General features: G+C 69.3%; 20 protein-coding genes. 10 read left to right on the top strand and 10 right to left on the bottom strand.

The features are described from left to right. Positions 1-93: 93 nt before the first annotated feature. The 3 genes from D7X99_RS06535 (at position 94) to D7X99_RS06525 (ending at position 1,988) form a co-directional block, all read left to right on the top strand. On the top strand, positions 94-630 hold the full coding sequence (locus D7X99_RS06535; RefSeq protein ID WP_121776981.1) for a hypothetical protein: 537 nt from the start codon (positions 94-96) through the stop codon (positions 628-630). Then, the gene (locus D7X99_RS06530; protein WP_121776980.1) at positions 627-1,277 is read left to right on the top strand and encodes an SCO family protein; all 651 of its coding nucleotides are present in this window, start codon (positions 627-629) and stop codon (positions 1,275-1,277) included. The genes D7X99_RS06535 and D7X99_RS06530 overlap by 4 nt, the downstream gene beginning before the upstream one ends. A 99-nt stretch (positions 1,278-1,376) precedes the next feature. After that, positions 1,377-1,988, top strand: a complete 612-nt coding sequence (locus D7X99_RS06525; protein ID WP_121776979.1) for a cysteine hydrolase family protein — start codon at positions 1,377-1,379, stop codon at positions 1,986-1,988. A gap of 587 nt (positions 1,989-2,575) precedes the next feature. Here D7X99_RS06525 and D7X99_RS06520 read toward each other — a convergent pair. Further along, the gene (locus D7X99_RS06520; protein WP_121776978.1) at positions 2,576-2,995 is read right to left on the bottom strand and encodes a hypothetical protein; all 420 of its coding nucleotides are present in this window, start codon (positions 2,993-2,995) and stop codon (positions 2,576-2,578) included. 42 nt (positions 2,996-3,037) lie between these two features. Next, positions 3,038-4,222 carry a hypothetical protein gene (locus D7X99_RS43490; RefSeq protein WP_233613141.1) on the bottom strand — a complete coding sequence of 395 codons (1,185 nt, stop codon included), beginning with the start codon at positions 4,220-4,222 and terminating at the stop codon, positions 3,038-3,040. Between the two features lie 265 nt (positions 4,223-4,487). On the opposite strand from D7X99_RS43490, the gene D7X99_RS06510 reads away from it, so the two are divergent. Beyond that, positions 4,488-4,883: a hypothetical protein gene (locus D7X99_RS06510; protein WP_121776977.1), complete on the top strand. Its 396-nt coding sequence runs from the start codon at positions 4,488-4,490 to the stop codon at positions 4,881-4,883. A 76-nt stretch (positions 4,884-4,959) separates the two neighbouring features. Here D7X99_RS06510 and D7X99_RS06505 read toward each other — a convergent pair whose 3' ends face one another. Next, positions 4,960-5,709: an SIMPL domain-containing protein gene (locus D7X99_RS06505; protein WP_121776976.1), complete on the bottom strand. Its 750-nt coding sequence runs from the start codon at positions 5,707-5,709 to the stop codon at positions 4,960-4,962. A 126-nt stretch (positions 5,710-5,835) separates the two neighbouring features. Continuing rightward, on the bottom strand, positions 5,836-6,480 hold the full coding sequence (locus tag D7X99_RS06500; RefSeq protein ID WP_121776975.1) for a hemerythrin domain-containing protein: 645 nt from the start codon (positions 6,478-6,480) through the stop codon (positions 5,836-5,838). 305 nt (positions 6,481-6,785) lie between these two features. On the opposite strand from D7X99_RS06500, the gene D7X99_RS06495 reads away from it, so the two are divergent. Beyond that, the gene (locus D7X99_RS06495) at positions 6,786-7,757 is read left to right on the top strand and encodes a PDR/VanB family oxidoreductase (protein ID WP_121776974.1); all 972 of its coding nucleotides are present in this window, start codon (positions 6,786-6,788) and stop codon (positions 7,755-7,757) included. Between the two features lie 87 nt (positions 7,758-7,844). Further along, positions 7,845-8,522: an RDD family protein gene (locus D7X99_RS06490; RefSeq protein WP_121776973.1), complete on the top strand. Its 678-nt coding sequence runs from the start codon at positions 7,845-7,847 to the stop codon at positions 8,520-8,522. Positions 8,523-8,552: 30 nt separating this feature from the next. Here the strand turns inward: D7X99_RS06490 and D7X99_RS06485 are convergent, their stop codons facing one another. Beyond that, the gene (locus tag D7X99_RS06485; RefSeq protein ID WP_121777038.1) at positions 8,553-10,931 is read right to left on the bottom strand and encodes a serine/threonine-protein kinase; all 2,379 of its coding nucleotides are present in this window, start codon (positions 10,929-10,931) and stop codon (positions 8,553-8,555) included. Between the two features lie 347 nt (positions 10,932-11,278). On the opposite strand from D7X99_RS06485, the gene D7X99_RS06480 reads away from it, so the two are divergent. The 3 genes from D7X99_RS06480 to D7X99_RS06470 all read left to right on the top strand — a co-directional run bounded on the left by D7X99_RS06480 (position 11,279) and on the right by D7X99_RS06470 (position 14,972). Continuing rightward, positions 11,279-13,033: a S8 family serine peptidase gene (locus tag D7X99_RS06480; RefSeq protein ID WP_121776972.1), complete on the top strand. Its 1,755-nt coding sequence runs from the start codon at positions 11,279-11,281 to the stop codon at positions 13,031-13,033. Positions 13,034-13,251: 218 nt separating this feature from the next. After that, positions 13,252-13,656, top strand: coding sequence for a hypothetical protein (locus D7X99_RS06475; RefSeq protein WP_121776971.1), 405 nt, complete (start codon positions 13,252-13,254; stop codon positions 13,654-13,656). A gap of 152 nt (positions 13,657-13,808) precedes the next feature. Then, positions 13,809-14,972 (top strand): cytochrome-c peroxidase, encoded by a 1,164-nt coding sequence (locus tag D7X99_RS06470; RefSeq protein WP_121777037.1) that lies wholly within the window; start codon positions 13,809-13,811, stop codon positions 14,970-14,972. 3 nt (positions 14,973-14,975) lie between these two features. Here the strand turns inward: D7X99_RS06470 and D7X99_RS06465 are convergent, their stop codons facing one another. The 4 genes from D7X99_RS06465 to D7X99_RS06455 form a co-directional block, all read right to left on the bottom strand. Then, positions 14,976-16,409: a M24 family metallopeptidase gene (locus tag D7X99_RS06465; RefSeq protein ID WP_121776970.1), complete on the bottom strand. Its 1,434-nt coding sequence runs from the start codon at positions 16,407-16,409 to the stop codon at positions 14,976-14,978. Positions 16,410-16,515: 106 nt separating this feature from the next. After that, positions 16,516-16,833 (bottom strand): hypothetical protein, encoded by a 318-nt coding sequence (locus D7X99_RS42695; RefSeq protein ID WP_158626936.1) that lies wholly within the window; start codon positions 16,831-16,833, stop codon positions 16,516-16,518. A gap of 95 nt (positions 16,834-16,928) precedes the next feature. Further along, the gene (locus tag D7X99_RS44230; protein WP_169825329.1) at positions 16,929-18,029 is read right to left on the bottom strand and encodes a kelch repeat-containing protein; all 1,101 of its coding nucleotides are present in this window, start codon (positions 18,027-18,029) and stop codon (positions 16,929-16,931) included. 177 nt (positions 18,030-18,206) lie between these two features. Beyond that, positions 18,207-18,542 carry a DUF2171 domain-containing protein gene (locus tag D7X99_RS06455; RefSeq protein WP_233592062.1) on the bottom strand — a complete coding sequence of 112 codons (336 nt, stop codon included), beginning with the start codon at positions 18,540-18,542 and terminating at the stop codon, positions 18,207-18,209. A gap of 153 nt (positions 18,543-18,695) precedes the next feature. On the opposite strand from D7X99_RS06455, the gene D7X99_RS06450 reads away from it, so the two are divergent. Beyond that, the gene (locus D7X99_RS06450) at positions 18,696-18,893 is read left to right on the top strand and encodes a hypothetical protein (RefSeq protein ID WP_121776968.1); all 198 of its coding nucleotides are present in this window, start codon (positions 18,696-18,698) and stop codon (positions 18,891-18,893) included. 1 nt (position 18,894) lies between these two features. On the opposite strand, the gene D7X99_RS06445 is transcribed toward D7X99_RS06450, so the two are convergent. Further along, positions 18,895-19,908, bottom strand: a complete 1,014-nt coding sequence (locus D7X99_RS06445; protein WP_121776967.1) for an ABC transporter ATP-binding protein — start codon at positions 19,906-19,908, stop codon at positions 18,895-18,897. Positions 19,909-20,016: the final 108 nt, after the last annotated feature.

The raw sequence follows: 20,016 nt of genomic DNA, 5'->3' as shown, positions 1-20,016 counted from the left end.
TCATCCTTGCCGTGTAGCGGAAGAGAGCCGCCTGGGTTCTGCGACAAGGTGTCGCATCGCGCATGCGGTCTGGATGCGAGAGGGTGCGCCGTCATGTCCGCCCTTTCGTCCTCTTCCGCGCAGCCCCGTTCGTGGGTGTTCGTGGTGCTGGGAGCCGCGGGGCTGACCGTGTCCGCGCTGGCATGCGCGGCGCTCGTGCTGGTGCTGGACTTCGCCTGGTCGGAGGCGCCCCCTTCGAACGCCTCGTGGGAGCTGGAGGTACCGCCTCCTGTGTATGGGCCGCTGCCCTCGCTCACCCTTCGCGATGAGCGGGGCCAGCCGCTGGAGACGGGGCAGCTTCATGGACAGCTCACCCTGATCCGGTTCGCGCTGGAGGTAGATGCGTTCCTGCGACAGGTCCGGGAGCAACTGGAGGCCGACGGTGTCCCGGTCCAGGTCGTCATCGCGACGTCGCGCGACTCCACGGTGCTCCACCCGGATTGGCAGCCGCTGCGAGACAGCGGACGCCTCCTGTTGCTGGTGGATCAACGCCTCCAGGTCCGGGGCGTCTACGACTCGAGTCAGGGCCTCTCCACTTCCGAACGCGTCATCGAGGACGCGCGCTGTCTGCGCTCCTGCCCACCTCTATGAAGACCATCGCATCACGCAGGATCCTTCCCTGGCTCGCGCTCGCGGGAGCAGGGGTCATCGCGCTGCTGTTCACCGCGTGGCCGCGCATTCAACGGGAACGCGCGCGCATCGCCGCGGAGAACCTGCCCCTGTACGGCCCGCTCCCGCGCTTCGAGCTGACCGCCCAGACAGGGCGTCCCTTCTCCGATGCCGACATGAGGGGCCACCTCTACGTCGCGGACTTCTTCTTCACCCGCTGCCCCACTGTGTGCCCGCTGCTCACGGAGAAGCTGCTGCGGGTGCAGCGACAGGCCCGGGAGCAGGGATTGGACGTGCGCTTCGCCTCGTTCAGCGTGGATCCGCGCCATGACACACCGGAGCGACTGACCGCCTATGCGCGCGACCACCGCATCGACACGTCCAACTGGACGCTGTTGACGGGTCCGCTGGACCAGGTGGAGACGACCGTCCTGGAGGGCTTCCGGGTGATGATGGGCCGCGACGCCGACGCGGGCGAGGACGACTTCTTCAGCGTCTTCCACGGGGAGCACTTCGTCCTCGTGGATGCCCGGGGACAGCTCCGCGGCTACTACCGGGTCACCGAGGGCGAGGGCGGATTGGAAGCCCTGCTCCGGGACGCCGCGCTGCTGGCCCAGGCCCCAGAGTAACAACACGGAATTCAGGACAACCGGAGCACTTGGTGGCAAGGGGGTGAGTAGACTCGCGCGGTCGTCCATCCTCGACCCGCCCTCGCCCCGGAGAACAGAGTGTCGCACCCCACGATCCGCACAATCCTTGGCGCATCCGCCCCGGACTCGCTTGACCCCTTCAGCACTGCCTTGCTGGTGATTGACTTCCAGGAAGAATACTTCAGCGGAAAGCTGCCCATTCCGGATGGGATGCGCGCGCTGAATAACGCCAAGCGACTCATCGCCTTCGCGGATCGGCACAAGCTGCCGGTCTTCCACGTGTGGCACGTGAGCCCGTCCGGCGCTCCCGTCTTCGCCCACGACAGCGCGACGGTCTTCTGCCACAAGGACATCCAGCCGGCCTCTCACCACAAGGTCGTCAAGAAGAACCACATCAGCGTGTTCCAGGGCACGGAGCTCCATCACGAGCTGCAAATCTCTCGAATCAAGACGCTGATCATCTCCGGCCTGATGACTCACGCCTGCGTGTCCGGCGCGGCGCGTGATGCGGTTCCGCTCGGCTACAACGTCATCGTGGCGGACGACGCCTCGGCCACCCGGGACGTCGATGCGCCCGGCGGCGGCACCATTGCGCATGATGTGCTGCACAAGTCCGCGCTGGTGACCATCGCCGACACCTTTGGCGCCGTCATGGGCACCAACGCCATCGTGAACTTGAGCATCCGCTGACGTGAAGGAATTCAGCGGGCTCGCCGCTCAAGACGAGCCCGCTCTCACTGCGGCGACCGCGTTGCTCAGCCTCACCGAGCTACGCGGTCAGTAGTGGCAGATGACACATTGCTGAGCGGGGTTGGTCATCTGGTCATCATCGACCCGTCAGGGTTGAGCGGCCAAGACGGATAGCCCGGGCGCCATTTCTGGGTTTCCCAAATGAACAGGTCGATTGAATTGATGACGTTGTCGCCATTCCAGTCGTACACCGGGAGAGTGTTGTGATCCGCGCCCACTCCGGCTTCTCCACCTGCTTCGACATGCCCGGAAGCGTCCGCCGCGAACCGCTCCCCCGGCAATCCCTCACGGCACGTCATTGGCCGGACGGTTACCCTTCGCCAGGGCGGCAGGAAATGCGCACATTCCCCTCCGGCAGTTTCTCCACTTCCTGCAGGAACCGCTCCAACTCCGAGTCCATGCACACCTTCTCGCGTGAGGACGCAGGACGTCTCACGATTCGGTTGCGCTGGTCACGACGGGGAACGGCGAGTTCTTGCGCGCAACGGGCGGGCAGCCTTCAACTCCGTGCGGTGCGGCGGCTGTGATCACGTGATGGGCCGCCGGATCCTCCATCGCTGTGTCGCGAGGAAGAGCGCGCACGCGACCAGATGGCAGACCCCCAGGAGGCTCGCGGCGGCCTGCGGTGAAAGCGCCCTCCGCAGGAAGATGGAGCCCAGGCCGCCCAGGAGCATCCACGCGCCCCAGGTGCTCAGGAACACCGGGAGTGCTCGCGGTGGGTGGACGGCCAACGCTCGAACGCCCAGGACAGCCGTGAGTCCCGCGAAGAGGCCCGCGATGCCTCCCGCGAGGGCTCCGACCGCGAACAGCCCCTCGGTCAGCCCCCGGTCTGTCACGACGCCCAGGGCCTGACCGGCGAAGAAAAGAAACAGCCCCAGCCAGAAGTACGCAGCCGCGGACCCCATCATCCCAAGCGTCAGAATCAAGGTTCCGCTGATGGGCCTCATGGCTTCCTCCAGAGTTCCGCGCGCACCATGGTCAGGCCGATCCTACCAACTCAACCCTCGGAAACCGAGGTGCTTCTTCAACCATTGCTCCACCTCTTGGGCGTCTTCTTCGAGCTTCTTCGCACCCTTTTCCACCCGCTCCTTGGACTTGATGGCGTTCAGTAAGGAACTGCCTGTAGTCACTTGCTGGGCTTTGGGGGTCACAGGAGGGGCAGGGGCGCGTGCCTGCAGTCTTACGCCTTGATGCTCGTGACTATAAACAAGAGCGCTGACAAAGACCTGGGCAACTTCCCTGGCAGCGCCAACGAGGTGGAGATATGACGTCTCAAGCAGGCTCGCCGTGAGCCTGTTTGTCTGGCGCAAGCGATTCAGCAGATAGAGACTGCCAAATTCCGCGACCGGGCGAGCCAGACGGTCAATCAACGCATCGCGATTGCTGAGTTTATAACCTTTGAACTCACCACCCATCATCTTCAGGAATATGGTGCATCGGTCTGTCCACTCGGTGCCGGGGCTCCCTGGTGAGAGGTACTCTTCAAGGACGTCCGCGATCCATTTTCCCTCGGGAATTTCCAGTGCACTGGGGCCCTTGTCGACGCTCTTGTCCCGCGCGACGAGGTACCCTGCGACATCGCCTTCCAGATTATTGGAATCCCCAAAACTAAGCCCAGTGAAGCGCTTCAGCACAGGAGCGTTGGGCGAGGTGGTCCGGTCCTTGGCGAGCATACTGGCTCCTCCTCCGAGGTCGCCAAGCCATGTGCATATCTCCAAACCAGTGCCTCCGTGCATTGGGATTGCCATGCCGCGCGCGAGGCCGGACCTTCGCGCGTCCATGCCAATGATGAGATGGCTGAAGTCGATGAAGCGATCTCCCTCTTGTACGTCACGGCTCTGCCGCATCGATTCGAAGAGGTTGTTCTTCAATAAGGGACGCGGATCTTCAGGTTCGGACGAGAACGTATATCCATTGAATGCCTCATTGCGAACCGGACTCTGCTCTACCTGATAATCCGCGCTCCATGTGGTCCCGTAGTAGATGCCACGGATAACGTGAATGCGCTTCTCCACATCATCATATCCATTCGCGACAAGCCGTTCCTCTGTTGCTCGGACAAGACTGATGAGCTGGCGAAAGTCCTTGGCAGATTGATGAGGCCTTATGACATTTGGCTTCTTGGTAATGGGTTGTTTTTGAGCAGGGCCATTGTGGGACTTCTTCAACACCATGGACTCCTCCGAGACTCAAATGGCAGTACCTCTTCATTTCACCCAAAACAGTCAGTGAACATACACTCTCAAAGGCGACTATCCACAGGACCCATGAGGTCGGTGGGTCTAAAAACAGATGACGTCCGTGGCGTGGCTTTACTGCCATGGAGAATACAAAAGAACCCACCCGGTGCATTTCTCTGGAGATGCAATATGAGGCAAGTCTGCGGTGTGAGAGACTGATGGCGTGGTGTAAGGTCCAGCATCCTGGCTCAAGGCGCCCATGACCGACGGCGAGGTCCTCCTGGAGCGCCAGGGCGTTGCCCGGACGTCCGCGACGAATCGCGCGGCGCTCCTCGCGGCCACCAACCGGACGAAGCCCATCGAAATCGAAGAGGGTGACCGTCGCTGGACGGTGCTCCACAACAGGACCAGGCCCGCTGAGTTCACAGACCTGGACCTGGGCATGACTCATCGGGAGTGCTTGGAATCGCAGCACGCCCCCCAGCGAGGACGACGCGTTCATGCGGCGGTGGCCGCCTTCGCGCACGACCTGGGCACTCGCGCCGTGGACGTGCGGCAGGTCCGGCGGCCCCACCTCAACGCGTCCCGCGAGGAGCTTCAGCAACTCAGCGAGCCGGTGACGGAGCAATTCCTGCGAGAACTCATCTGCACATAGGGGGCACATGACGGCCCCCCCGACAACGCAGCACCCCGGCAAGCCGTTGAGATTGCTGGCCTTGGGATGGCAGTAGCTACTGGATCGCGAAGATGAGCGTCACCTTCGCCATCACCGTCTGCTCCTCCGGCTGGATGGGCGTGGTGGGCGCGGCTCGCGATTCCGCCATGTCCATGGCGAAGGTGGCCGGGTACAGGCGCGGAGCTTCCGTCACCGTGCTCGCGTCCAGCACCGCGCCCAGCTTCACGTTGAGAGACGCGGCCAGCACCTCCGCGGACTTGCGCGCTCGCGCCACCGCCTGCCTCAGCGCTTCGCCCTGCACCGCGTCCTCGCGGCTCAGCCCGAAGCGCACCGAGTCCACCCGGTTCGCTCCCGCCGCCAACGCCTTGTCCAACAGGCTCCCCACCTTGGACAGGTCCGTCACGTGGACGCTCACCAGGTTGCTCACCCGGTAGCCCTTGAGCTTCGGCTCACCGCCCTGCGGCGGCGCCGGCGTGTACTCGGGATAGACGTTGTAGTTGCGCGTCTGCAAATCCCGCTTCGCGATGCCCGCGCCCGTCAGCGCCGCGAGCACCTTCTCCATCCGCTTCGCGTTCTCCTCGCCCGCCGCCTTCGCGTTCTGCGCGGACGTCTCCACCGCCACGTCGATGAAGGCCTCGTCGGGCTGCGCCTTCACCTCGCCCGTGCCCTCCACGCGCAACGTGCGCACCTGCGGATCCACCGGCGGCCGGGGCTGCGGTGAACCAGCCGGGCCCTGCGCCTGCGCCGCGGCCGTGAAACCCGCGAGCACCACCAACGTCGTCAACATCCTGCGAACAGCGGACATGGCGCCTCCTTCCCAAGGCGGGAGAACCTTCGCGCTTCCTGGCGCGAAAGCCTCTCATGCCCCTTCGGACGCCCCAGCCCCAGCGGACATTCACCGGACCCGAGGCGTCCTGCGCCGGACGCTCGCTCAGTGCAGCGAATCACCCGCGGAATCCGCCGACATCATGGACTCCAACGGCTTTCGCAGCGGACGCGGCGCGGACTTGCGCACCTGCGTGACGGCCTTGCGGCGCGCGACGCGCAGCGCGTCCCGGCCCATGTCCATCACCGCCGCCACCGCGCCCGTCAGCAGGTTGCCCGGCGGGGTGTCCGGCGCCGCCGGGTGCGGGTGCGTGGGCGCGCCCTTCTTCGCCAGCCCCAGCGCCTCGCCCACCTGCCGCAGCTCCTGCGGCTTGAAGGCCTTCTTCACCTCCGGAAAGAGGTACTGCTCCTCCTCCGTGACGTGCGCGCGCACGTTCTCCATCAACACGTGCACCTTCGCGTCGAAGCGCTCGGACTCCGGCGGCAGCGTGTCCAGCTCCGACAGCACCCACTTCACCACGTGGTGCTCCTCCAGCGCTCGCAGCACGTCCGGCGACAGGTTCTCCGAACGCGCGCGCACGGCCGGGTAGAAGACCTGCTCTTCAATGGCGGCGTGGATGGACAGCTCGCGCACCATCTCGTCCACCAGCTTCCGCTTCTGCGCCAGCGCGTGGTCGCCCACCTTCTCGAACTTGCGGAACAGCTGCTCCACCGTCTTGTGGTCCGCCTTCAGCAACGTGATGGCATCCATGGGCCGTCTCCCTTCCGTCGAATCGGGGGGCCGCGCCTCCCCCATCGCGAAACCGCTCGGGCCCGGACAGGCCCTGGCGCAGCGCGGCACGGGGTGAAGGGTGGGGATGGATTCACGGCCGCGCCTACCCCTGCTCCCCTGGCCCCCGTGTCCGGACGGAGAGCAGCCGGGCGGCATGCCCCTTCTGTCCGGTATCGGTCGGAAAACCGCACCCGGCCCCACTCCCCGGGCGGCCCGGGAATGCACACCGTGCGCGGCCAGATCGGTCTCGCGCGGGCGGCGGGCAAGGGAACAGGGGCAATACCGTGACGACGAACACGCTGCGCCTCCGGGTGGCGCGCATCACCCGTGAAGCGGAGGGCATCCAGTCCTACGAGCTCGTCTCCCAGGACGGCAGCCCCCTGCCCGAGTTCGAAGCCGGCGCGCACCTGGACGTGCAGGTGCCGGGCCTCGACGGCATGCGCCAGTACTCGCTCTGCAACGACCCGAGCGAGACGCACCGCTACGTCATCGCCGTGCAGCGCGACGCCAACGGCCGCGGCGGCTCCAAGGCGATGCACGAGAACGTCCACGAGGGCGACGTGCTCACCGTGAGCGAGCCCCTCAACGACTTCCCCCTCCTGTACGGGCGCAGCTACGTGCTCATCGCGGGCGGCATCGGCATCACGCCGCTGTTGGCCATGGCGCGCCTGCTGGAGCGCACCGGCGCGGAGTGGGTGCTGCACTACTGCACTCGCGAAGCGGACCGCACCGCCTTCCTGGAACTGTTGTCCACGCCGTCCTTCGCGGGCCGCGTGCACGTGCACCACGACGGGGGCGACCCCTCCAAGGGGCTGGACGTGCGGGCGCTGCTCGCGACGCGCGGCCCGGGCACCCGGCTGTACTGCTGCGGCCCGGCGGGCCTGATGAAGGCCGTGCGCGAGGCGGCCACGCTGCACAAGTGGCCCTGGGAGAAGGTCCACTTCGAGGCCTTCACCGCGGAGGGCACCTCCGCCACCCACGCGACCCCGGAGGAGGACTTCGAGGTGTCACTCAAGAGCACCGGCCAGGTGCTGCGCGTGCCGGCCGGCAAGAGCGTGCTCAACGTGCTGCGCACCCACGGCGTGAAGGTGGAGAGCGACTGTGAGGCGGGCTCCTGCGGCACCTGCGTCACCCGCGTGTGCGAGGGCACTCCGGACCACCGTGACACGTTCTTCCAGCAAGAGCCCGCGGGAAATGCGCGAATGCTGGTCTGCGTGTCACGTGCCCGGTCCAAGCGGCTGGTGCTGGATCTGTAGTGACACCCCCAGGCCCGGCGTTTTGAAGCGCGCCTGTACGCGGCGGGCCGCCTATGCTCGCGCCCCGCTCGTACACGAGAGAGGCTGATGAGCGACGGGACGTTGTTCTCCATGGACACTCCGCCCACCGAGGCCCGGTTCCAGAACCGGCTCTGGGTGGCGGATGCATTGGACCTCACGGGCGCGGCGCTCGTGGGTTGGGGGGCGGTGCGCGCGGCGGAGTGGGTGTCCACGCCGGCGCTGCTGGGGTTCGCCATGGGGGTCGCCTGGGTGGTGCTGTCCTGCATGGGCGGGCTGACGGGGCTCACCCCGGGCCGTCACGCCCTGGGACTGAAGCTGGAGCGGGCGGAGGGACGGGCGCCCGGCCTGGGCGCGGGGCTGTTGCGCGCGCTCACCGCGCCGGTGGAGCTGGTGCTGCAGGTGGTGCTGCAACACCGGCCGCTGGATGCGCAGCTGGGCGTGCACGCGGCCGCGATTCCGGGCGGTATTCGTGGCTGGGCGCGGAGCCTGCCGCTGCCGCTCGTGGAGCTGGTGCTGCTGGCGGGCGCGGTGTGGAGCATCGTCACGCCCACGCGCCAGGAGATGCTCCAGTACCTGGACCGCACGCTGACCGGGTGGCACTGCTGCCACGGCACGCGCGAGGCCACCTGGCAGTGCCGCGCGTCCCTCTCCCGCGCGGTGCGAAACGCGAACGGCGGCGACACGGAGGTCTCGGAGTTCCTGCGCAACGAGTGCCCCGTGGCCGCCACGCGGATCAAGCCCTGAGACGTCACGCGAGCCGACGGAGGCTCGCGTTCAGCGCCTGATCAGCGCGAAGGTGTCTTCGCCCTCGTCGCAGCTCACCCACACGGCCTTCTCCGGCACGGCGGGCGCCTTGTAGTTCACCTTGAAGTAGGGCTCTTCCACCTTGACCCTATGCGTCCTGTAGGGCTCGAGACTCGCCATCCTCGCCTCCTTCCGTCCGTTCAGGACGATGGCGCAGTTGTGCCAGGTCCGGGTGTCGGAGCTGTTCACATAGAGGACGCTGTTGAAGCTGCTCCCCAGGACGCCATCGATCTCCACCTGTCCCAGGAGGCGTGAGCGCTCCACGGGCTTCGGCTCGGGCGCGGGCGCCGCGACCTGCGTGGGTTCGGGTACGGACGCGGACGGAGGCAGCGTCGGCCCGGACGGGCGCACGGCCATCAACACGAAGCGGGGCTCCTTCGCCGCATCCGCCTCCGCGTCCAGCCGCAGGGTCATCTGCCCGCGGTTCGGTTGGATGGACACCACGGTCGCAGTCCCCAACACCGCGCGCTTGCGGGTCCCCTTCTGCGGGGGGCCCACCACCTTGAACACCGTGCCCGCATTGATGCCCGAGGGCACCGTGACGTTCACCACGCGCTGACCGCCGCCGGTCTCGCCAATCTTCGCCACGGCCAGGTGCGCGGGCACCATCTCGACCGCGGGTGTCGCGGGCCGCTTCGGCCCGGGGACGGGCTTCGACTCGGGCGGAGCCTTCACCACCGGCTCGGGCTTCACCTCCGGCTGCTCCCCCGCGCCCGCGTCCACCGTCGCCTCGGGAGGGGGCTCCTCGGGCGGCGTCACCGCCGGAGTCGGCTCCTCCACCTTCGGGGGCGCGGCGGCCACCACCGGCTCGGACGGAGGAAGCGTCTGGGGGACCACGGGCTGCTCGGCCGTATGCGGGCGCAGCACGTAGGCGGTGATGCCCACGGAAGCACCCACCAGCAGCAGCGCCGCCACGGCGATCCGCGCCACTGGCCTGCGAGACCCGGTCTGCGCCGGCAGCTGTCCGGACGTGCCCGCCACCCCGGCGCCCTGGGACGGCGCGGCGGCCAGGTGCACCGCCGTCGCACCCAGCGCGGCCGCGTCCACCTCGTCGGTGCTCCGCGCCACGCCACCTGAACCCGTCGTGCTGCGCGCCACGCCACCTGAACCCGGCGTGCTCCGCGCCACACCGCCGGAGCCCGAGGTGCTCGGCGCCACGCCGCCAGAGCCCGAGGGATGGGACACGAACGTGCCCCCCGGCCCGAGCCCCGGCCCGTCCACGTCGATGCGCCCGGTGTTGGGCCTGTTCCCGGTGGACTCCTCCCCGGTCCCCGGCGCCGTGGCCTGGACATCCGCCGAGCCACTCCCGGAACCGCCGTACAGCCCCGTGCCCGAACCGCCCCGGGGCGCGGGCGACGGCGTTCTCCGCTCCCCGTGCACGCTGGACGTCAGCTTGCGCTGCTCGGCGAAGGCCTCCGGGCAGAGCGCGCGCACGAACTCGCCCGCCTCCTCCGCTCCAATGGGATTCCCCGAGCGCAGCAGCTCCGCGTTGAGCGCCCGCGCGAACTCATCCGCCCGCCCGTACCGGTCCGTCGGCGACGGCGCCAGCGCGCGGCGCAGCACGGCCTCCAGCGACGGCTCCACGTCCGGACGGAAGTCCGTCAGCGGCGGCACCACCGGATGCGACATCGCCGCCATCATCTCGCCCACGGTGCCGTGGGGAACCAGCCCACGGCCCGCCAGCATCTCCCACACCACCACCGCGCAGGAGTAGATGTCGCTGCGATGGTCCAGCGGCTCGGCGCGGACCTGCTCCGGGGACATGTAGCCCAGCTTCCCCATCACCGTGGACGGCAGCGTGTACTTGCTGCGCGCGGTGGACTTCGCGAGGCCGAAGTCGATGACCTTCACCTCGCCCTCGTACGACACCATCACGTTGTGCGGGGACACGTCGCGGTGGACGATGCCCAGGGGCTCGCCGTCCGTGCCCGTCTTGCGGTGCGCGTACCCCAGGCCCTCCGCCATGCGCTGGCCGATGTAGAGCGCCACCGGCGCTGGCACCGCCCGCCCCTGCACCCGGGCCTGCTCCAGCAGATAGCCCAGGTCCACGCCCGCCACGTACTCCAGGGCCATGTAGTAGGTGCCGTCCGCCTCGCCCATGTCGTACACCTGGGCGATGGAGGAGTGGACCAGGTGCACCAGCACCTTGGCCTCGTGGTGGAACCGGTCCAGGAACTGCCGGTCCTTCACCAGCCCCGGCAGGATGGTCTTCACGATGCAGGGCTTTTCGAAGCCCGCCGCCCCGGACAGCTTCGCCAGGTACACCTCTCCCATGCCGCCCTGGCCCAGGAGGTGGACGAGCTCGTAGCGCCCGAAGAAACGGGGGGACTCTGTGGGTGCGGTGCTCATGGCTTTCGCTCCGGAGCGCAGCATGGACTCCCCCATGGAATCAAGCCGCGCACGTCGCGCCACCCCTCCTTGCCAGCCTTCGGACACCCCCGGCGCGAAAAAGAGAAAGTCCCGGGGCCAACGGAATTCCCGAGCCTGTGTTCCGACGGACAACAGGTCTGTTGTGCACCCGCGCACGTCCAGGATGCACCCGGGGCCTGGAGACGATGCGAGTCAGCCTGGGGATGCGTTCCCTCATCGCAGCACGCCGCTTCCTTCCTCTGTGAGGGGGGCGGGCACCTCCCGGTCCTCCGCCATGTGGGGGGACCGCCCTCAGGAGGGGCGTCCTGCTTGGAAGGAGTCGCATCATGAGGCATTGGACATTCGTCGGATTGCTGGCGCTGGCCGCATGTGCGCCGGAGTCGTCCCCTCGCACCTCCGCGCAGGGCCAGGTGTGCCCGGGTGTCGTCGCAGGAGGGATGACGGTCCGACAGGGGCTGGATGGAAACCTGCCCTCCCGGGTGCAGGAGGACGGGCGCGAGCCGGTCATCATCCGCTTCCGCCGGGGAGACCGCACCCAGGCCTCGAGCGTCACGGCGTCCGGCGCCAGCTTCACGGCGAGCACCGGCGCGAAGGTGGGCGCCGTCTACCGCAACATCCCCGCGGTGGCCGCGCGCGTGTCGCCCCAGGAGCGGCTCCTGCTGGAGCGCAGCCCCCTGGTGGAGAGCATCGAGGTGGACCAGGTCTGGGCCGCCCAGGGCCTGACGCCCGGGCTGCTCGCGCCGCTGCCGCGCCAGGTGACGGCCGTCACGCCCATGCCAGGGGACGAGTACACCGAAGGACTGCACCTGGTGCAGGCCCCGGACGTGTGGGACGCGGACCGGGACGGCGTGCTGGACGTGGGCGCGCCCACGGGCGAGGGCGTGCGGGTGTGCGTCATCGACAGCGGCCTGGACATGGACCACCCGGAGTTCCAGGGCGCGGTGGCGGGCAGCCACGACTTCCTGGACGAAGACGACGACGCCAATGACCGCGGCCCCCAGGGCCAGTGGGGCCAGGGCCACGGCACGCACGTGGCGGGCATCATCGCGGCGCGCATGGGCCACGGCGGCGACACCGGCCCCCGGGGCGCGCCGGGCGGCATGGTGGGCGTGGCGCCCAACGCGTCGCTGCTCATCGCCCGCGTGCTGGACCTGTCCGGGCAGACGCAGATGAGCGTGGTCCTCTCCGCCATGGAGTGGTGCGAGTCCCAGGGCGCGCGCGTCGTGTCGCTGTCGCTGGGCGGTGGCAACCCCACGCGCAGCACGGTGGAGGCGTTCCGCGCGCTGGCGGATCACGGCCTGCTGGTGGTGGCGGCCGCGGGCAACCAGGGCGGACCGGTGCTGTACCCCGCGTCCGACCCGTCCGTGCTCGCGGTGGGCGCGGTGGACGCGAACGAGCGGCGCGCGAGCTTCTCCAACATGGGCGCGGACCTCGCGCTGGTGGCGCCCGGCGTGGACGTGCTGTCCACCTTCCCCCGGGGATTGGGCGCCTTCGCGGAGATGTCCCTGGACGACACGTCCCCCATGTCGCGCTCGCTCCTGTACTCGCCCACGGGTGACACCGCGGGGCGGCTGTTGGACTGCGGCCTGGGGGATTCGCTGGCCTCGTGTCTGGGCGCCACCTGTGACGGCTTCGTCGCCTACGTGCGGCCGGGCGCGGTGCCGGTGTCCGAGGCCATGGCCAACGTGATGATGCAGGGCGCGCGCGCCGTCGTCTTCGGCTCCGACGACGCCCCCGCGGGCGGCGCGGTGGACATCCTCTCCCTGCCCCGCATCGGCCGCTGGGCCCCCGCCGTCAGCGTCAACCAGGCCGCCAGCACCGTGCTGCGCGAGCGGCTGGGCGCGGATGCGCGGCTGTCACTGATTCCGGTGGACTACACCCACGTCTCCGGCACCTCCATGGCCGCGCCCTACGTGAGCGGCGTGGCCGCGCTGCTCTGGAGCGCCCGGCCCGAGCTCACGCCCCAACAGGTGCGCGACGCCCTGGAGTCCTCCGCGCGCGACCTGGGCATCGCGGGCCGGGACCCCGTGTTCGGCCACGGCCTGGTGCGCGCGCGAGACGCCTTGCAACGGCTGCCGTGACGCACTCACTTCTCAATTCATGGGAAGCGTCAGGAGCGCATCTCGGACGCGGAGCGTGGGTGTTGGAGAACCCGAAAATGCTCCGCGTGATGAAATCGAGAATGCGCTTCTGCGTGGAATGAATGCGCGCCGGGATTGTACGTGGCGCGCGCCAATGGCTGCCGGGAAGGCGGCCAACCCGGCGCGAAAAACATCTCATTCTTGAATTGAGGACATCCATGTTGCGAATTGCTGTTGCCGCCCTCGTCGTTGCCGCCACCGGTTGCGCCTCTTCGAGCGGCGCGGCGGCCTCGGGTCGCGCGGGCAACGCCACGGTCACGGGCAGCATCGCGTACCCCGCGAGCGGCCTGCAGGGCGATCCGTGCACGTCGGTCGGGGTGAAGGTGACGGAGAGTGACGCCGTGGCCCTGGGCCGCGGCGAGGTGAAGCAGAGCCGCAACAACCGTTGCAGCTTCAACGTCAGCGGGCTGCCGGAGGACAAGGAGCTGAACGTGGAGCTGACGGTGGGCGCGGGCTTCAAGTGCGCCAACGGCGCGGCGCCCACGGTCACCCCGGGCCCCACGAAGATGAAGATCGCCAGGTTCGCGGCGCCGGTGGTGAGCTTCAAGCTGGCCTGCGAGTAGCGCTCCCGAAGTCCCGTTGAAGTGCTTCACGTGAAGGCCGGGGCGAGCCCGCGAAAGGGGTCCCCGGCCTTCGTGCGTGGATGGCCGCATGCCCGGCGGGGGGACAGGGACCATTGATTGCTGAACACAAGGGCGCGAAGCTGCCCCGGCCCATGACTGGTCTCCGTCCGCGTACCGCCGTGCTCGCCCTGGCCCTGCTGGGGGCGGGTTGCGAATCCGAAGTGCCCTTTCCGACCGAAGACGAGCTGGACCAGCTGAGCGCCCTGCACACGCAGAGCGTGAAGCCGGAGGCGGACCCCACCAACAAGTGGGCGGACAACGCGGACGCGGCGGCGCTGGGGCAGCGGCTGTTCGAGGACCCGAAGCTGTCGCGCTGTGGGACGGTGTCCTGCAAGAGCTGCCACGCGGGTGAGTCCTACACGGTGGAGACGGCGACGGCGGAGGGCTGCGGAGGCCACCAGTCCGAGCGAAACCCGCCCAGCCTGTTGAACGTGGGCTACAGCCGCTGGTTCATGTGGGACGGACGGGCGGACCGGCTCTGGTCGCAGGCGGTGCTGCCGCTGACGAACCCCATCGAGATGGACTCGGACGCGACGGTGGTGCGCACGCGGCTGTCCGAGGAGCCCACGTACACGGCGGGGTACACGCAGCTGTTCGGCAAGGCGCCCGCGGACGAGTCGGACCCGGACCGGCTGGTGGCCAACCTGGGCAAGGTGCTGGCGGCGTACCAGCGCACGCTCAACCGCACCGACGCGCCCTTCGACGCGGACGTGCGGCGCTTCCTGCAAGCGGTGGAGGCGGGCACGCAGGAGAAGGACCCGGCGTACCTGGGCCTGAAGACGTTCGTGCGCAAGGGCCAGTGCGTGGTGTGCCACAAGGGCCGCTCGCTGTCGGACGACAAGTTCCACAACCTGGGGCTGAAGGACACGGGCGCGGGGCGGCGCGGGCAGGCGGACGTGGTGGACACGCTGGTGTCCTGGCCGCTCAACGCCGCGGGCCCCTACAGCGACGCGCCGTCGGGCATCGACGCGGCGCGGCTGCCCACGCTGAAGGCGCAGGCGCAGAGCAAGCCCACGGAGGTGGAGGGCGCGTTCCGCACGCCCACGCTGCGCAACGTTGCGCTGAGCGCGCCGTACATGCACACCGGCGCGGAGAAGACGCTGGAGGACGTGGTCGACTTCTACAACGAGGGCGGCGACCCGGCCGGCACCTTCGCTGGCGTGCGCACGGAGACCATCGTCAAGCTGGACCTGAGCAGCGAGGAGAAGCAGGCGCTGGTGACGCTGCTCAAGTCCATGACGGGCGCGGCGAAGTAGGCCTCAGCGCACCAGGTGGAAGGACGTCTGACGCTGGAAGGCCCAGTGCACGGCGCCCTGCGAGTCCACGACGACGTCCTCCTCCTGGGCGGAGCGCACGGGCTGGTCCTTCCACTCCGGCACGGGGCTGGTGGCCTGCAGCTCGATGGAGAACCAGGAGTCCGGCATCACCTTGTGCTCGCCGTTGCCGGGCACGCCCTCCTGGCGGTCCCACATGCCAATCATGGGGCCGGCGCCGTGGCCGTGCAGGCCAATGGGGTGTGAGTACACGCTGCCGTTGATGCTTTCGGACTTCATGCGCGCGAGCGAGGCGCGAAGGACCTCGTTGCCGGTGCGGCCCGGCTTGATTTCACCGGTGACGATGTCCTGGAGCCGGTTGGACGCCTTGAGCGCGGCCTTGAGTCCTTCGGGGGCGTCCGTCTCGCCGTCGCGCAGCACGTAGCCCATGTGCTGGGTGTCGGTGTTGAGACGGAGCGCGGTGACGCCGAAGTCGCAGTGGAGCACGTCGCCGCGCTGGATGACGGGGTTGTCGCCCAGCTGTTCGTCGGTGGCGCCCTGGCGCTGCACGTCCACGTCCGGCTGGAACCAGGTGTCCAGGCCTTCGTCGGCCAGGCGCTGGCGCATCCACCACTCCACGTCCTGGGTGGTGGTGGTGCCGGGGGTGATGACGGCGTTGGAGAAGGCGGTCTGGATGAGGCTCCAGGCGTACTTCTGGAGGTCGGCGTAGAAGCGGACCTCGTCGGCGCCGCGCCAGCCGAGCACGTCCAGGGGCAGGCCGCCGGCGGGCTTGAGGCGCTTCGTCCAGGTGGGGCCCAGGGCCTGGGCCATGCCTTCGTATTCGCCGTGGGTGAGGCCGTCCGCGAAGGCGATGGCGGGGGACACGTCGATGGCGATGGAGTCCGGCTTGCGCTCCTCCACGACCTGCTTGAGGAGCAGCCACTGTTCGGGGCCCAGGAGCTCCGCGGCGCGCTGCGAGCCGCCGCGGTCGACCATCATGGGAGCGCGGCGGGCTTCATAGAGGCCGCCCTGGGTGCTGCCGCCCAGCGCCAGCCGCTCCACGCCCTTGTCCGCGCCGCGGTCGAAGAAGACGTAGATGGTGCGGCGGCGGGCGGAGAAGGTGGTGGGGGAGACGAGCGCCTTGAAGACGGGGTCCTCGTTGTACTCGCGCATGGGGACGACCCACATGCGCACGCCGTACTTGCGCATGAGCTGGGGCACGCCGGTCTCCAGCCGTTCCTTGAGCCACGCCTGCTGGCGGGCAGCCTGTTCGCGCAGCGTGCCGAAGGGGCGCACCGGGGCGGCGGGAGCAACCGGAGCGGCGACAGCAGCCGGAGCGGCGGCGACCGGGGCCTCGGGCTTCGAGGGGACGGCGGGCGCGGTGGCGCAGGCGGAGGAACAGACGAGAGGGACGACGAGCAGGTGTTTCCAGGAGCGCATGGGCGCGCAGTCTGTCACGCGCCCTGTCGCGCCGCGCGGAGCAAAAAGGCGTCAGGAACCACCGTTGTCAGTCATTCAAGGAAAAGCCAGACACACTGTCCTGGCTTCACTTCGAATCCGTGGAGCCTGGAGGCGTGGCGCGGGGGCTGACCTTGCGCAGTTCGTGGAAGTGCTCGCGAACGAACCGCGAGGCGTTGAGCAGGGCATCCACGGGGCCGACGCCTACCATGCTGACGGTGATGGGCACCGCGTGGCCGATGATCAGCGGGCAATACCAGTCCCCGTTGGAATCCTGGGGGATGGGCGCGGGCCGGCCCAGGGTGACGCGGGAGACGTGCTTACTCCCGTGGTCGTCCTCGAAGGACCAGTAGTCATCGGCCACGGGGTCGCTGATGGACGCGTGGTGCGGAGGGCCAGGGTTCATGGGCGGCAGATCAACAGAATTGCCGCTGCCACGCATCCTGAACCGGCATCACCTTCCGGTGCCTGGCACCCGCATCCCGTGAACGGAACCGGGCCCTACTCTCCCGGCGTGACCTGGGCCACGGCGGGGGCGGGGACGTATTCCTCGCTCGTGGCCAGGGTGCCCAGCTCGTTCACTCCGCCCACCACCAGCACCGTACCCCGGCGCAGCCACAGCGCTCCGGCTTCGCCTCGCGGCTCATGCAGCGTGGGCGCCTGCGTCCAGAGGCCCTTCGCCGGGTCGAAGCGCTCCGCGGAGTCCAGCGTGCCCCTTGAGGAGTGCTCGCCGCCCACCACCAGCACCGCGCCCTCCGCGGTCAGCAGCGCCGCGTGATGCTCGCGCGGCACCGCCGGGGCCTCCACCAGTTCCCAGGCGTTGCGCTCCGGCACGTACACCTCCGCCGTCCTCGCCGCCTGCGTCGTGGTGCCGCCCACCACCAGCACGCGCCCGTCCGGGAGCAGCGTCACCGTGTGCCCCAGCCGGTGCGTCCCCGCCGCGCCGCCCACCGCTCCCGCCTTCTCCCAGTGGCCCGTCGCCGGGTCATACAGCTCCGACTGCAGGCCGCTCGCGAAGAGCACCTTGCCCGTGCGCAGCACCACCGCCGTCCCCGCGCCGCCCCGCGCGTACGCAGGCGCCTCCGCCGGGCTCCACGTCGCCGTCACCGGGTCGAACAGCTCCGCCGAACGCACCGGCCGCAGGTCCACGTCCGTGCCCCCCGCCACCAGCACGCGCCCGTCCGGCAACACCACCACCGCGGGGTCGTTGCGCGCCTCGCTCATGGGTGCCGCTTGCGTCCACACGCCCGTGTCCGGCGCGTACAGCTCCGCGCTCGCCAGCGCGCCCACCGTCACGCCGTTGGAGCCGCCCACCACCAGCACGCGCCCATCCAGCAGCCGCACCGCCGCGTGGTTGCGCCGCGCCGTGCGCAGCGCTCCCGTGGACCGCCAGTGCCCCGTTTCCGGGTCGAAGACTTCGCAGCTGCCCAGCGTGCGGTTGCCGTCATGCCCTCCCGCCGCCAGCACCCGCCCGTCGTCCAACGCGATGTAGGGCAAGAGCCGCCTCGGCGTGGACAACACGCCCGGCACCGGCGCCTCCACGCCGCCCGCATCGGCGCGCGGCGCGGGCCCGCACGCGAACACCACTCCCAACCACAGCATCGTGACGCAAGAAGTCGAAAACCGTCGCATGGCCCCACCGGGACGTCGGGTCGAGGGGTCCGTTTAACCCGCCGGTCTGACACCCAGGCTCATGCGAGACCCTGTGATTCCAGGGCCTTGCCCTGCCCTCCGGGTTGGAAATCCCGAAGTCCCGGAGGCGCGCCGGGCCCTTCCGCATCAGTGCCTCATGGGACCCACGGGGTCGTTCGCGGGCTCCGCTTCCAGGCCCTCGCTGTGGCGCGGCGGCAGGGCCCCGCCGTCGTCGTCCTCCTCCAGCGTGAGCTGCGAGTGGTCCGCCGGCTTGAGCAGGACTTCATCCCCGCTCACGGCCTCCACATCGCTGTACTCGACCAGGTAGTCGCGCCGGGGAATGGGCACCAACCCCTGCTCCAGCTCGAAGTGCGTGTCGCCCACACCCGCCACCCGGCCCAGCTGCTGTCCGTCGGCGGTGCGCACCGACATGCCCTCGCGAACCTCTCCCGCGTGAATCATCGCGTCGCTCCTCGCGCTCATGGGGTCCTCACCAAGAGTGGGGTCGCTCCCGCCGCCGTGCGCGATGTGGCAGGCAGCCCGGTGGGCCCTCGGGCCGCCTTCTTCCACGCCTGTGTGCCTGCCCTGCGCGCAGCCCTGTCGCGCGGTGCCTAACGTTGCCTCAAGGAGGCCCCCATGCTGCTGGAACTGTCGAACGACGAATCGCGCGTGCTGAAGGACGCCGTGGATTCCGCACTGAACACGCTGCTGGATGAAATCGCCCACGCGGATCAACGCGAGCACAAGGAGGCGCTGCGCCAGCGCTACGACCGGCTCGCCGCCCTCCAGCGCCGGCTGGAACCGGTCGTGGAGAGCGAACAGGTCTACGCCTGACTCACACCGCGCGCCCCGTCTTCCCGTCGAACCGGCGCAGGTACCGGGCGTCGTGGCGCAGCCACACCGTGTCTCCGCTCACTGCGCGGAAGTCCCCGGGCGCCCGCGCCACCAGGCGCTCGCCGCCCGTCTCCACCGTCACCCAGACCTCCGCGCCCATGGGCTCCACCAGGTACACGCGCCCCTCGCGCGCGTCCTCCGGAGTGGGCCCCTGCCCCACCTGGAGGTGCTCCGGCCTCAGGCCCAGCACCGCGTCACCTTCGGACAGGCCCAGCGTCTGGGGCTTCACCAGGTTGATGCGCGGCGAGCCGAAGAAGCCCGCCACGAAGAGGTTCGCCGGCGCGTCGTACAGCTCGCGCGGTGGGGCCACCTGCTGCACCTCGCCCTGGCTCATCACCACCACGCGGTCCGACAGCGTCATCGCCTCCGCCTGGTCGTGCGTGACGTAGATGAACGTGGCCTTCAGCTGTTCGTGCAGCTTCTTGATTTCGCCGCGCATCTGCGTGCGCAGCGCCGCGTCCAGGTTGGACAGGGGCTCGTCGAAGAGGAACACCTTGGGCCTGCGCACCAGCGCGCGCCCCAGCGCCACCCGCTGCCGCTGCCCGCCCGACAGCTCCTTCGGCCGGCGCGCCAGCAGCGCCTCCAGCCCCAGCACGCCGGACACCTCGCGCACGCGCGCTTCGACGTCCTTCGCCCCCATCCCCGCCACCTTCAACGGGAACGCCAGGTTCCCCGCCACGTCCAGGTGCGGATAGAGCGCGTAGCTCTGGAACACCATCGCGATGTCCCGCTCGCGCGGCGACAGGTCGTTCACCCGCTGCCCGTCGATGCGCAGCTCGCCGCCGGACAGCTCCTCCAGCCCGGCGATGAGGTTCAACGTCGTGGACTTGCCGCACCCGGACGGGCCCACCAGCGACACGAACTCGCCGTCCGCGATGTCCAGCGTCACGCCCTTCACCGCCGCCACCCCACCCCGGTACACCTTGCGCACGTCCTGCAGGGACACCGTCGCCAAGGCTCCGCTCCTCCACTCAGGGCCACGCCCCGCGAAAAGCCCCAGCATCACCGCTCGCGTCCGCCCGGAAAGCCCCGTCCACCCCGCCCCGTCACATCCCCTACGTGT

This window comes from Corallococcus sp. AB032C, assembly GCF_003668935.1.
Lineage (GTDB): Bacteria > Myxococcota > Myxococcia > Myxococcales > Myxococcaceae > Corallococcus > Corallococcus exiguus.
This window is presented reverse-complemented; position numbering and strand designations above follow the sequence as displayed.